Raw genomic sequence first — 11,855 nt, forward strand, 5'->3', positions numbered from 1 at the left:
CGGCAAAGCTTGCGTTTGAAGCGCCGACGACTATATTCGCCGCCATTCCTGCATCGTCGATGGTCGACTTCCTACTGGCATCCTACGCCGGTGGGCCGGCCGGGGCTTGGGAGACGGACATTTGGATCTGAACGCGCTCGAGGAACGGCTGGCGCCGATCGTGGCGGAGCTGGGGTACGAGATCGTTCGCTTGAAGCTGATTGGTGGTTCGCGCCGCCCGACGCTGCAAGTGATGGCCGATCGTCTCGATGGCACGACGATGATTGTCGATGATTGCGCGCGCGTGTCGCGTGCGATCGATCCAGTGCTCGACGAGATCGATGCGATCGAAGGCGAGTACGCGCTGGAAGTGTCGTCGCCGGGAATCGACCGTCCGCTGACGCGCGCGAAAGATTTCGCACGCTGGGCCGGACACGAAGTGAAGATCGAGCTGCACAAGCCGGTCGAAGGGCGCAAGCGCTTCACCGGGCAACTCGAAGGAATAGACGGCGACCGGGTCACGGTCGCGCTGGTGGATGCGAAGGTCAGTTTTGCGCTGGCTGAAATCGCGTCCGCAAAACTCGTCCTCACCGATGCGCTCATCGCAGCGGCCGGCGGACGGGGCTAAGAGACGAGAGAAGAGAGACGAACATGGAACTGCTGCAGGTCGCGGACGCCGTTGCGCGCGAAAAGTCGATTGATCGCGAAGAAGTGCTCGAAGCGATGGAACAGGCCATTCAAAAGGCCGGCCGCGCGAAGTACGGACACGAACACGACATCCGCGCGGTGATCGACCGCAAGAGCGGCGACATTCACCTCAAGCGCTATCGCGAAGTGGTGGCCGAGGTCGAAAACGACGTGACGCAACTGCCGGTCGGCGAATGGCCGGATCATGCGGTCGGCGACTTCGTGATCGAAGACCTGCCGCCGATCGAATTCGGCCGTATCGCTGCCCAGACCGCCAAGCAGGTGATCGTGCAGAAGGTGCGCGAAGCCGAGCGTCAGCGTCAGTTCCGCGAGTACAAGGATCGCGTCGGCGAAATCGTCAACGGCATCGTCAAGCGCGTCGAGTACGGCAACGTCACGGTCGATATGGGCCGCGCCGAAGCTGTTCTCCGCCGCGACGAAAGCCTGCCGCGCGAGCATTTCAAGAACGGTGACCGCGTTCGCGCCTACATCTACGACGTGCGCGAAGAGCCGCGCGGTCCGCAGATCTTCCTGTCGCGTACGCATCCGCAGTTCATGGCCGCCCTGTTCAAGCAGGAAGTGCCGGAAATCTACGACGCCATCATCACCATCAAGGCGGTGGCGCGCGATCCCGGCAGCCGCGCCAAGATTGCGGTGATTTCGAAAGACAGCTCGATCGATCCGGTCGGCGCCTGCGTCGGTATGCGCGGCAGCCGCGTCCAGGCGGTCGTCGGCGAACTGCAGGGCGAAAAGATCGACATCATTCCGTGGTCGAACGACCCGGCAACCTTCGTCGTCAACGCGCTCGCGCCCGCCGAAGTGTCCAAGGTCGTGCTCGACGAAGCCGGCAACCGCATTGAAGTGGTTGTTCCGGATGACCAGCTCTCGCTCGCCATCGGCCGTCGTGGCCAGAACGTGCGCCTGGCGTCGATGCTGACCGGCTGGGACATCGACATTCTGACCGAAGCCGAGGAATCGGAGCGCCGTCAGGAAGAATTCCGCACCCGTTCGGTGCTGTTCATCGAAGCGCTCGAAGTCGACGACGTGATCGCGCACCTGCTGATCACCGAAGGCTTCGCCAGCGTCGAAGAAATCGCCTCGACCGAGGTCGACGAACTGGCCCGCATCGAAGGCTTCGACGAAGACGTCGCCGAAGAACTGCGCAACCGCGCCATCAACTTCCTCGAGACGCGCAACGCCGCCTTCGAAGAAGAGCGCAAGGCGCTGGGCGTCGAAGACACGATCGCAAACGTCGACGGCTTTACGCCGGAGATGCTGGTGAAGCTGGGCAAGGCCGGCGTGAAGACGCTGGACGATCTCGGCGATCTGGCCGCGGACGAGCTGATCGAAATCGTCGGCGAAGGCGCCATGGATATGGAACACGCGAACACGGCGATTATGGCCGCGCGCGCCCACTGGTTCGAAAATGAGGAAGCGACGCCCGCGTGAGTCTGGCTTTCGTCATGGATGATGATCTCGACGCCGCCGAAGAGACGGGCCCGACCCGTCGCTGCGCGGCGACGGGAATCGTGCAGGCGAAAGAAAAGATGATCCGGTTTGTCGTTGCGCCCGATGGGACGGCGACACCGGACGTGGCCGAGCGTTTGCCCGGTCGTGGCGTGTGGATCACGGCCGACGTGAAAGCGTTGGCCCTGGCGACGAAAAAGAACGCGTTTGCGCGTTCGGCGAAGCAGGCAGTCACGGTGCCGGACAATCTGTCCGGACAGGTCCGTGATCTTTTGGTTCGTCAACTGGTGGATTTGCTGGGTCTGGCGCGACGCGCCGGCGAATTGACGGCAGGCCGCGACAAGGTCGAGGAAGCGCTAGCGCGCGGTCCGACCATTGCGGTGCTGCTCGAGGCCGTTGACGGCAGCGTGACCGAACGGAGCCGCCTGCGCGCAAAAGCGCCAGGTGCGACCGTGGTTGCGGTGTTGGACGGGGCGACTTTAGCCCGCGCGCTGGGGCGCGAGGGCGTTGTGGTGCATGCTGTCGTGAGATCCGGTCGGTTGGCCGAACGGATCGTCGCGGCAGCGACGAGGTTGGCGGGGCTCGATGCCCCGCACGAGGAACGGGCATGAGCGAGAACGAGAACAAAGATACGTCGGAACCGAAGAAGGTCTTGAGCCTCTCCGGTCGCGGCAAGCTGGAGCTGAAGCGCGGTCCCGAACAGGGACAGGTGCGGCAGAGCTTTTCGCATGGCCGGTCCAAGACCGTCGCGGTCGAGGTCAAGCGCAAGCGCGTTGCCGACGCACCTGCGACTGCCAAAGAAGCTGCGGCCGAAGCTGCTGCGCCCGACGCGCCGGTTACGCCGACGCCAGAAGTCGCGGCCGCACCAGCCGCTGCAACCGCAGCGCCGAAGCGCACCGCGGCACCGCGCCAGCTGACCGACGAGGAACGCGCCGCACGCGAGCGCGCGCTGCGCACCGCTGCGACCGAAGAGGTCAAGCGCCCTGCGCCGCGTGCACCGCGCGTTGCACCGAAAGACGGCGACGTCGAAGTCGCGGCCGCACCTGCAGCCCCCGCACCTGCGCCGGAACCTGCGCGTCCGCTGACCGCCGAAGAACGCCGCCAGCGCGAGCTGGCCGAACTGCGCGCGATCGAAGACGAAGAAAAGAACAAGGCTGCCGTCGCCGAAAAGACCCGCCAGGAAGACCAGGCGAAAAAGCGCGAAGCCGAAAAGAAGACCGAAGCCGACCGCAAGAAGATCGCGGACCGTGCCGGCGACGCCGCTGCAGCCAAGGTTGCTGCATTGGGCGGCCGCGCACCGACGGCGGAAGAAGAAGACGAAGAGCGCAAGGCGCGTGCGCGCCGCGGCCTGACGCCGGCGCGTGGTGCACCGGCCCGTCCGGGCGTGCGTCGCGACGCTGGTCGCAATCGTACGCCGGGCAAGCTTACCGTTACGCAGGCGATCAATAGCGGCGACGGCGACGCATTCCGCGGCCGTTCGCTGGCGGCGATGCGCCGTCATGCGCAGAAAGGCCGCCGCGACCAGCACCAGCAGGATGACGGCCAGAAGATCGCGCGCGACGTGGTCATTCCGGAAGCGATCACGGTGCAGGAACTGGCGCAGCGTATGGCCGAGCGCGGCTCGGACGTGATCAAGGCGCTGATGCGTATGGGCGTGATGGCGACAATTACCCAGTCGGTCGACGCCGATACGGCGGAGCTGCTGGTGAGTGAATTCGGCCATCGTTCGCGTCGCGTGTCGGAATCGGACGTGCTGATCGGCATGACCGGTGAAGAAGACGCCGCCGAAACGCTGGTTGCGCGTCCGCCGGTCGTGACCGTGATGGGTCACGTCGACCACGGCAAAACCTCGTTGCTCGACGCCATCCGCAAAGCCGACGTCGTGTCGGGCGAAGCGGGCGGCATCACCCAGCATATCGGCGCCTATCAGGTGCAGTTGGGTTCGGGCCAGAAGATCACCTTCATCGACACGCCGGGCCACGCGGCCTTCACCGAAATGCGTGCGCGCGGCGCCAACGTCACCGACGTCGTCGTGCTGGTCGTGGCTGCCAATGACGGTGTCATGCCGCAGACGGTCGAAGCGATCGCGCACGCCAAAGCGGCCGGCGTTCCGATCATCGTGGCGATCAACAAGATCGATCTGCCGGACGCCAATCCGCAGCGCGTGAAGACCGAACTGCTCAGCCACGAACTCGTGGTCGAAGACATGGGCGGCGACGTGCTGGCGGTCGAAGTGTCGGCAACCAAGCGCACCGGTCTCGAAAAGCTCGAAGAAGCGATCCTGCTGCAGGCCGAAGTGCTCGACCTGCGCTCGAACCCGGCGCGTTCGGCGGTTGGTACCGTCGTCGAAGCCAAGCTCGATCGCGGTCGCGGTTCGGTTGCGACCGTGCTGGTCGAAAAAGGCACGCTCAAAGTCGGCGACATCTTCGTTGCCGGCGCCGAGTGGGGTCGTGTTCGCGCGCTGGTCAACGATCGCGGGCAGAACGTCACCGAAGCCGGTCCGGCCATGCCGGTCGAAGTCGTCGGTCTCAACGGCACGCCGAATGCGGGCGACGACCTGGTCGTCACCGAGGATGAAGCACGCGCCCGTGAGATCGCCGAGTATCGCGCCCGCAAAAAGCGCGAAGCCTCGTCGGCGATCGCAGCCCGTGGTTCGGTCGAACAGATGTTCAGCCAGATCCAGGCCGGCGAGAAAAAAGAAATGGCCGTCGTCATCAAAGGCGACGTGCACGGTTCGGTGGAAGCAATCACCGGCGCACTGACCAAGCTGGCGGCGGATTCGACCGAAGTGGCGCTGCGCGTGCTGCATTCGGGCGTCGGCGCCATCAACGAGTCGGACGTCACCCTGGCACGCGCCTCGGGCGGCGTGCTGATCGGCTTCAACGTTCGCGCCAATGCGCAGGCACGTGACCTCGCCAAGCGCGACGCGGTCGAGATCCGCTACTACTCGGTGATCTACGACATCATCGACGACGTGCGCGGCGTGCTGTCGGGCCTGCTGGCACCGCAACTGCGCGAAACCTTCCTCGGCAACGCGCAGATCCGCGAAGTCTTCAACATCACGCGCGTCGGCAAAGTCGCCGGCTGCATGGTCACCGAAGGCCTGGTCAAGCGCGGCGCCAAGGTTCGCCTGCTGCGCGACAACGTCGTGATCCACGAAGGCTCGCTGAAGACCTTGAAGCGCTTCAAGGACGAAGTCCGCGAAGTGCGCGAAGGCTTCGAATGCGGCATGGCCTTCGAGAATTACGACGACGTCAAAGCCGGCGACGTCATCGAAGCCTTCGAAGTCGAATCGGTCGCGCGCACCCTCTAAGGGGTGCCGCGATCCGTTCTTTAGTTTGTGCACGCCTTCTGACGGAGGCTGTCAGCCATGAGCAATTTTTCCGATGAGTAAGAGGGCCCACGGCAATGAAGCGACGCGCACGCAGCGTCAGTTGCGCGTCGGCGAAGAAATTCGCCACGCGCTGACTGCGGTGATGCGCGAAGCGCATTTCCGCGACCCCGACCTGCAGGGCGTCAACGTCACCATCACCGAAGTGCAGGTGTCCCCCGACCTCAAGAACGCGACGACGTTCGTGATGACTCTGGGCGGCGAAGACCTGGTCAAGACGCTGTCGGCGTTGAAGCGTGCCGGTCCGTTCCTGCGCAGCGAACTCGCGCATCGCATTCAGCTCCGCTACGCGCCGAGCCTGAAATTCGAAGCCGACACGACGTTCGACTACGCCGAGAAAATCGAACGCGCCCTGCACCGCCCCGAAGTCGCGCGCGACCTCGAAGCCGAAGACGAGTCTGACGAAGCCCAATGAGCAGTCAGGCGTGAGCCGGCAAAAAAACCGGATCAACGGCTGGCTGATCCTCGACAAGCCGCTGGGGCTTTCTTCGACCCAGGCGATCGGACGCGTCCGGCGCATCCTCAATCCTGAATCGATCGGCCATGCCGGCACGCTCGACCCGTTGGCGAGCGGCGTGCTGCCGATCGCGATGGGCGAAGCGACCAAGACCGTGCCGCTGCTGCAGGACGGGTCGAAGACCTATCGCTTCCGAGTGCGCTGGGGGGCCGCCACCAGCACCGATGACCTCGAAGGCGAGGTGGTTGCGACCAGCGACGTCCGCCCCTCCGACGAGCAGATCCGGGCCGCCCTGCCCGGCTTCACCGGCCAGATCCAACAGACCCCGCCGGCCTATTCGGCGATCAAAGTCGACGGCGCCCGGGCCTATGCGCTGGCCCGCGCCGGCGAAACGGTCGAGCTCAAAGCCCGGACCGTCGAGGTGATGCGCTTCGACCTGGTGGACTCGTCCCCGGACGAGGCCGTGTTCGAGGCCGACACGGGCAAAGGCTGTTATGTGCGCTCCTTGGGCCGCGACCTGGCCCGGGCCCTGGGGACTGAGGGCCATATCACCGAACTTCGCCGGCTTCGGGTCGGTCGTTTCGCCACGGACAGGGCAGTTTCCCTGGACTTTGCCGGCGACATCGACCACAAAGCCGGCCTGCTCGAGCAGGTGCTGCCGATCGAGACCGCGCTGGACGACATCCCGGCGCTGGCCCTGACGGCAGCGGAAGCGCAGGACCTGCGCCATGGCCGGAGGATCGGCCTCTTCAGCACCCAAGATCGCGATCGGCTCGACCGGCTGCGCCTTGGCGCACGCGAAGACCAATCGATCCTCGCCCTCTTTGAGGGGAAAGCTGTGGCGCTTGTCGGGCTCGACGGGGCGGAGATCCGTCCCTTGCGCGTCTTCAACCTCTGAAAACGGAGAGTCCGATGTCGATTACCACCGAGCGCAAAGCTGAGCTCGTCACCGAATACGGCAAAGTCGCGAACGATACGGGTTCGCCCGAAGTGCAGATCGCGATCCTGTCGGAACGCATCAAGAATCTCACCGAGCACCTGCAGACGCACAACAAGGACGTGCACTCGCGTCGTGGTCTGTTGGTGATGGTCGGCCAACGCCGCCGTCTGCTCGACTATCTCAAGCGCAGCAACAAGACCCGCTACGAAGACCTGATTGGTCGTCTGGGTCTGCGTCGCTAAACCGAGCGTACTGTTTGGTTTGTCTACAACGCGTCGCGTACCCCTGGTGCGCGGCGCGTTTGTCTTTTGAATTCGCGCGTTTTTCGTCTGCGGGATTGGCCCGCTGACAAACGCGCTGCGGTCGGCGCGGATAAGCCGATCGGTCCTACGTCCGCAATCGGGCGGCGTCGGGATGTCCGTTGGGGAAAAGGAAACCCTGATGTTCAACGTGTATCGCAAAGAATTGGATTGGGGCGGCCGCAAGCTCGTCCTCGAGACGGGCAAGATCGCTCGTCAAGCTGACGGCGCTGTTGTCGTCACCTACGGCGACACCAGCGTGCTGGTCACCGCCGTTGCGGAGAAGTCGCCCAAGGCGGGCATCGATTTCTTCCCGCTCACCGTGCACTACCAGGAGAAGACCTTTGCTGCGGGCAAGATCCCCGGCGGCTTCTTCAAGCGCGAAGGCCGTCCGACCGAGAAAGAGGTTCTGACCTCGCGTCTCATCGACCGTCCGATCCGTCCGCTGTTCGCCAACGGCTTCAAGCACGAGACGCAGGTCATCGCGACCGTGCTCAGCCATGACCTCGAAAACGATCCGGACATCGTTGCACTGATCGGTGCATCGGCTGCGCTGACGATTTCGGGCATTCCGTTCATGGGTCCGATCGGCGCCGTGCGCGTCGGTTACGAGAACGGCCAGTACATTCTGAATCCGCTGATGGACAAAGAAACCGACCTCGACCTGGTGGTCGCCGGCACGATCGAAGGCGTGCTGATGGTCGAGTCCGAAGCACAGGAACTGTCGGAAGAAGTGATGCTGGGCGCTGTGACGTTCGGCCAGAAGTCGTTCCGTCCGGTGATCGACGCGATCATTGAGCTCGCCGAAATGGCGGCCAAGGATCCGTGGGATCTGCCGTCGGGCGCCGACGAAGTCACCAAGCTCGCCAAGAAGATCGGCACCATCGTCGGTGACGACGTGCGCGCTGCGTACAAGGAACGCGTCAAGCAGACCCGTTCGACCGCGATCAAGATGGCGAAGGCGAAAGCCGTCGAAGCGCTTGCGGTTGACGGCGTCGAAGCCGCCAAGGTTTCGACTGCGTTCAAGGAATTCGAAGCTGACCTGGTCCGCAACGAAATCCTCGACACCGGTTCGCGCATCGACGGTCGCGACACCAAGACGGTGCGTCCGATCGTGTCGGAAGTCGGCATCCTGCCGCGCACGCACGGTTCGGCGCTGTTCACCCGCGGTGAAACCCAGGCGCTGGTCGTGACCACGCTCGGCACCGGTCAGGACGAGCAGATCATCGACGCGCTCGAAGGCGAGTACCGCGAAAACTTCCTGCTGCATTACAACTTCCCGCCCTACTCGGTCGGTGAAGCTGGCCGCATGAGCAGCCCGGGCCGCCGCGAAATCGGCCACGGCAAGTTGGCGTGGCGCGCAATTCGTCCGCTGCTGCCGAAGAAGGAGCAGTTCCCCTACACGATGCGCATCGTGTCGGAAATCACGGAGTCGAACGGCTCGTCGTCGATGGCGACGGTGTGCGGTTCGTCGCTGTCGTTGATGGATGCGGGCGTTCCGCTGCCGCGTCCGGTTGCGGGCATTGCGATGGGTCTGATCAAGGAAGGCGATCGCTTCGCCGTTCTGTCGGACATTCTTGGCGACGAGGATCACCTCGGCGACATGGACTTCAAAGTGGCCGGCACCGACAAGGGCGTCACTGCTTTGCAGATGGACATCAAGATCACGTCCATCACCGAGGAGATCATGAAGATCGCTCTCGGCCAGGCAAAGGAAGGCCGCCTGCACATCCTGAACGAGATGTCGAAGGCGCTGACGACGGCGCGCGGTGACGTTGCGGCAACTGCGCCGCGCATCACCGTGATCAACATCCCGAAGGACAAGATCCGTGAAGTGATCGGCACCGGCGGCAAGGTGATCCGCGAGATCACCGAAGTCACCGGCTGCAAGATCGACATCGAAGACGATGGCACGATCAAAGTCGCCGCCACCGAACAGTCGGCCGCACAAAAGGCGATCGACTGGATCAAAGGCATCGTGGCCGAGCCGGAAATCGGCGTGGTCTACAATGGCAAGGTCGTGAAGACCGTCGATTTCGGCGCCTTCGTGAACTTCCTCGGCAGCCGCGACGGTCTCGTCCACATTTCGGAACTCGCTCCGAAGCGCGTGGAAAAGACCACTGACATCGTCCAGGTCGGCCAGGAAGTGAAAGTCAAAGTCATCGGCTTCGATGACCGCGGCAAGATCAAGCTGTCGATGAAAGTCGTGAACCAGGAAACTGGCGAAGACATGTCGTTGAAGCAGGCGTCGTAAGACTCCAGCGCTTCGCGCAAACGAAAAGGGCGGCTCGCAAGAGCCGCCCTTTTTTGTTTTACGCCGAACCGCCGTCCCAGAGACGCGGCATCGGTTGGCGCAGCTCGATTGGAATGTCGGTGTCGGGCAGTTGCGGCGTCGGACAATTCGCTTCGCTGCATTTGACCGGCACGACCGAGGTGCCGAACGGCGCTCCGTTCAACCGGCTCGGCCGCAACAGCGGACCAGTGTCGATCACCGACCACAGAATCATGAAACTGCGTTCGTTGCCGCTGCCGACCACCTGGCACTGGCCGACCAGTTTGACGCCAGCCGGCAAGCCACGAATTGCGTCGCCGCGCGTGCGCAACGAGCCCTGCGCGACAATGCCGTGAACTTCGCCGGCACATGTACCCGGCTGCAGACGAACCGCGCCCTCGCCCATCGCAGCGGCCGGAGCAGTTAAACCGAGGGCCAAAAGCAAGGCGGCGTAGATCCGACTCATCGCTGCTCTCCCCGAAAAACGCCGGCGGACGCTAGCAGATCGGGCGCCGGTACGACAGACTCGCGGCCACCATGACCGGCATCGATCCATCCTCGTACGACCAGTTCGGCGACGCCTACGCCAACAAGCTCGAAGCGACCCCGATCCATACGCACTATGCGCGGCCCGCGACCTTGGCGCTGATCGGCGACGATCTGGCGGGACAGCGCGTGCTCGATGCCGGCTGCGGCGACGGATGGTATGCGCGGCAGCTTGCCGGGCGTGGTGCCGACGTCACCGCGATCGATGGCAGCGACGCGATGCTGGCGCATGCACGCGCGCGCTCGCCCGCGACGATCCAGTTTCAGCGCGCCGATCTCGGCAGCGCCCTACCCTTCGCCGACGCGTCGTTCGATCTGGTTCTGTCGGCGCTGGCGATCCACTACATGCGCGACTATCGCGCGCTGTTCGGCGAGTTCGCGCGCGTGCTGCGCGTTGGCGGAAAACTGGTCATCACCACGCATCACGTCGTCAGCGAAGTCACGACGCAGAACCCGGCCGACTATTTCGCGACCGAGATTTTCGAAGACCAATGGCCGGGCGTCGGCAAGGTACAGTATTGGCGCCGGCCGCTCTCCGACGTGCTGCAGCCGCTGCTGGATTCAGGCTTTGCGTTCGAGCAGATCGTCGAACCGCAACCGCTGCCGTCGCTGCAGGAGATCAATCCAACGCTCTACCACGAGCTTTCGACCCGGCCGCAATTTCTGTTTCTGCGCGCGACGCGCGCTTAAGCCGCCGCGTCGCCGGCCAGGATCGTGCGCAGCTCGCTCGCAAGCTGCACCGCGAATTTCGCTGCAGCGGGATGTTCGTCGACCAGTCGCGCACGATGCAGCAGCTTCACCCGGCGCTTCACCACCGGCCGATCGAGCGCCACGAAGGTGAACTCGCCGCCGGTGAACATGCGCCCGTAGAGGCGCGGCAGAATTCCGACCGCGAGCCCCGACCGCACGATGCCGTAGAGCGAGTCGAGCTGGTCGACCTGAAACCGGTTCGAATGCGACAGGCCGTTCTGGTGCAGCGCGCCGGTCGCCAGGGCGCCGATACTGCCGCCCGGAAAATGCACGATGTCGGTGCCGGCCAAGGCGCGCCACGACAGGCGCGTGCGCTGGCTGAGCGGATGGTCGTGGCGCGCCACCATGATCAGCTCGTCTTCGACCAGCAGCGTTTCTTCGATCTCGGGGTCGTGCACGGGCGCTGCGTTGACGATCATGTCGAAGGCGCCGTTATGCAGCCCGTCGTTGAGCGCGTCGCTTTTGCCGTCCGAGAGATGCGGCGAGACGCCGGGTGTCGCTGCGCCGATTTTCAGCAGCGCTTCCGACACCGACGCAATCGTCGACGGCATGGCGCCGATCCGGATCCGCGAGGTCTGCTGGGTCGCCACGTCGCGCATGTCGGTGAAGGCGTTCTCGGCCGTCGTCAAAAGACGCTGCGCGTGCGGCAGCAGGGCCTGGCCCGCGTCGGTGATCTCGACCTGGTGCGTGGTGCGGTCGAACAGCCGCACGCCGAGCTGGGTTTCGACATGCCGGATCGCGGCGCTGAGCGCCGGCTGCGACACCGCCATCAAATCTGCGGCCCGGCTGAAGCTGCGCGCCTGCGCCAAGGTCACGAACGCGCGAAGCTGTTTCAGCGAAATGCCGTGAAGCTGCGCCGGCAGCGGAGTCGAGCGTTGGGGCGTCCGGGCCGTCATAAGTTCAGCTTATAAAGAAATCAGAATTTTCAGTTTCCCAGATTTCCAGGCGCTTCATAGCCTGAATCGGCCGGACCATCGGCGACAGAGAATCGCAGCAAGCGACGAGCGCCGCACGGCGCAGGCACTGGGAGCAGACGAACAATGAAAGGCAGCACGGGGCGACCGCCG

At 64.2% G+C, this 11,855-nt stretch carries 11 protein-coding genes; 9 read left to right on the top strand and 2 right to left on the bottom strand.

All coding sequences use genetic code 11. The annotated features are described in order from the left end of the window. Window positions 1-121 precede the first annotated feature (121 nt). From rimP to pnp, 8 genes are all read left to right on the top strand, one after another. On the top strand, window positions 122-607 hold the full coding sequence (gene rimP / locus TMPK1_RS07535; RefSeq protein WP_420242350.1) for a ribosome maturation factor RimP: 486 nt from the start codon (window positions 122-124) through the stop codon (window positions 605-607). A 23-nt stretch (window positions 608-630) separates the two neighbouring features. Continuing rightward, on the top strand, window positions 631-2,115 hold the full coding sequence (nusA, locus tag TMPK1_RS07540) for a transcription termination factor NusA (RefSeq protein ID WP_420242351.1): 1,485 nt from the start codon (window positions 631-633) through the stop codon (window positions 2,113-2,115). Beyond that, a complete protein-coding gene (locus tag TMPK1_RS07545) occupies window positions 2,112-2,744 on the top strand; it encodes an RNA-binding protein (protein ID WP_420242352.1) in 633 nt (210 codons plus the stop codon). Before nusA ends, TMPK1_RS07545 begins: the two co-directional genes overlap by 4 nt. Beyond that, entirely contained in the window at window positions 2,741-5,446 is a 2,706-nt protein-coding gene (infB, locus tag TMPK1_RS07550) for a translation initiation factor IF-2 (protein WP_420242353.1), read from the top strand. The genes TMPK1_RS07545 and infB overlap by 4 nt, the downstream gene beginning before the upstream one ends. Window positions 5,447-5,519: 73 nt before the next feature. Continuing rightward, window positions 5,520-5,939, top strand: a complete 420-nt coding sequence (rbfA, locus tag TMPK1_RS07555; RefSeq protein ID WP_420242354.1) for a 30S ribosome-binding factor RbfA — start codon at window positions 5,520-5,522, stop codon at window positions 5,937-5,939. A 10-nt stretch (window positions 5,940-5,949) separates the two neighbouring features. After that, window positions 5,950-6,879, top strand: a complete 930-nt coding sequence (truB, locus tag TMPK1_RS07560) for a tRNA pseudouridine(55) synthase TruB (RefSeq protein WP_420242355.1) — start codon at window positions 5,950-5,952, stop codon at window positions 6,877-6,879. Window positions 6,880-6,893: 14 nt separating this feature from the next. Further along, window positions 6,894-7,163 (top strand): 30S ribosomal protein S15, encoded by a 270-nt coding sequence (gene rpsO, locus TMPK1_RS07565; RefSeq protein ID WP_420242356.1) that lies wholly within the window; start codon window positions 6,894-6,896, stop codon window positions 7,161-7,163. Between the two features lie 199 nt (window positions 7,164-7,362). Then, entirely contained in the window at window positions 7,363-9,474 is a 2,112-nt protein-coding gene (pnp, locus tag TMPK1_RS07570; RefSeq protein WP_420242357.1) for a polyribonucleotide nucleotidyltransferase, read from the top strand. 58 nt (window positions 9,475-9,532) lie between these two features. On the opposite strand, the gene TMPK1_RS07575 is transcribed toward pnp, so the two are convergent. Next, window positions 9,533-9,958 (bottom strand): hypothetical protein, encoded by a 426-nt coding sequence (locus TMPK1_RS07575; protein ID WP_420242358.1) that lies wholly within the window; start codon window positions 9,956-9,958, stop codon window positions 9,533-9,535. A gap of 71 nt (window positions 9,959-10,029) precedes the next feature. Here TMPK1_RS07575 and TMPK1_RS07580 point away from each other — a divergent pair, with 71 nt between their 5' ends. Further along, window positions 10,030-10,728 (top strand): class I SAM-dependent methyltransferase, encoded by a 699-nt coding sequence (locus TMPK1_RS07580; protein ID WP_420242359.1) that lies wholly within the window; start codon window positions 10,030-10,032, stop codon window positions 10,726-10,728. Here the strand turns inward: TMPK1_RS07580 and TMPK1_RS07585 are convergent. After that, window positions 10,725-11,684, bottom strand: coding sequence for a LysR family transcriptional regulator (locus TMPK1_RS07585; RefSeq protein WP_420242361.1), 960 nt, complete (start codon window positions 11,682-11,684; stop codon window positions 10,725-10,727). The genes TMPK1_RS07580 and TMPK1_RS07585 overlap by 4 nt on opposite strands. Window positions 11,685-11,855: the final 171 nt, after the last annotated feature.

Source organism: Roseiterribacter gracilis, from assembly GCA_018332375.1.
Taxonomy (GTDB): Bacteria; Pseudomonadota; Alphaproteobacteria; order BOG-932; family Roseiterribacteraceae; genus Roseiterribacter; species Roseiterribacter gracilis.

What these genes read in the sequence shown, in the direction of transcription:
- TMPK1_RS07585 (WP_420242361.1), bottom strand. Translation starts at nt 11,684, where the DNA reads ATGACGGCCCGGACGCCCCAACGCTCGACTCCGCTGCCGGCGCAGCTT.
- nusA (WP_420242351.1), top strand. Translation starts at nt 631, where the DNA reads ATGGAACTGCTGCAGGTCGCGGACGCCGTTGCGCGCGAAAAGTCGATT.
- rpsO (WP_420242356.1), top strand. Translation starts at nt 6,894, where the DNA reads ATGTCGATTACCACCGAGCGCAAAGCTGAGCTCGTCACCGAATACGGC.
- TMPK1_RS07580 (WP_420242359.1), top strand. Translation starts at nt 10,030, where the DNA reads ATGACCGGCATCGATCCATCCTCGTACGACCAGTTCGGCGACGCCTAC.
- rbfA (WP_420242354.1), top strand. Translation starts at nt 5,520, where the DNA reads ATGAGTAAGAGGGCCCACGGCAATGAAGCGACGCGCACGCAGCGTCAG.
- infB (WP_420242353.1), top strand. Translation starts at nt 2,741, where the DNA reads ATGAGCGAGAACGAGAACAAAGATACGTCGGAACCGAAGAAGGTCTTG.
- TMPK1_RS07575 (WP_420242358.1), bottom strand. Translation starts at nt 9,958, where the DNA reads ATGAGTCGGATCTACGCCGCCTTGCTTTTGGCCCTCGGTTTAACTGCT.
- pnp (WP_420242357.1), top strand. Translation starts at nt 7,363, where the DNA reads ATGTTCAACGTGTATCGCAAAGAATTGGATTGGGGCGGCCGCAAGCTC.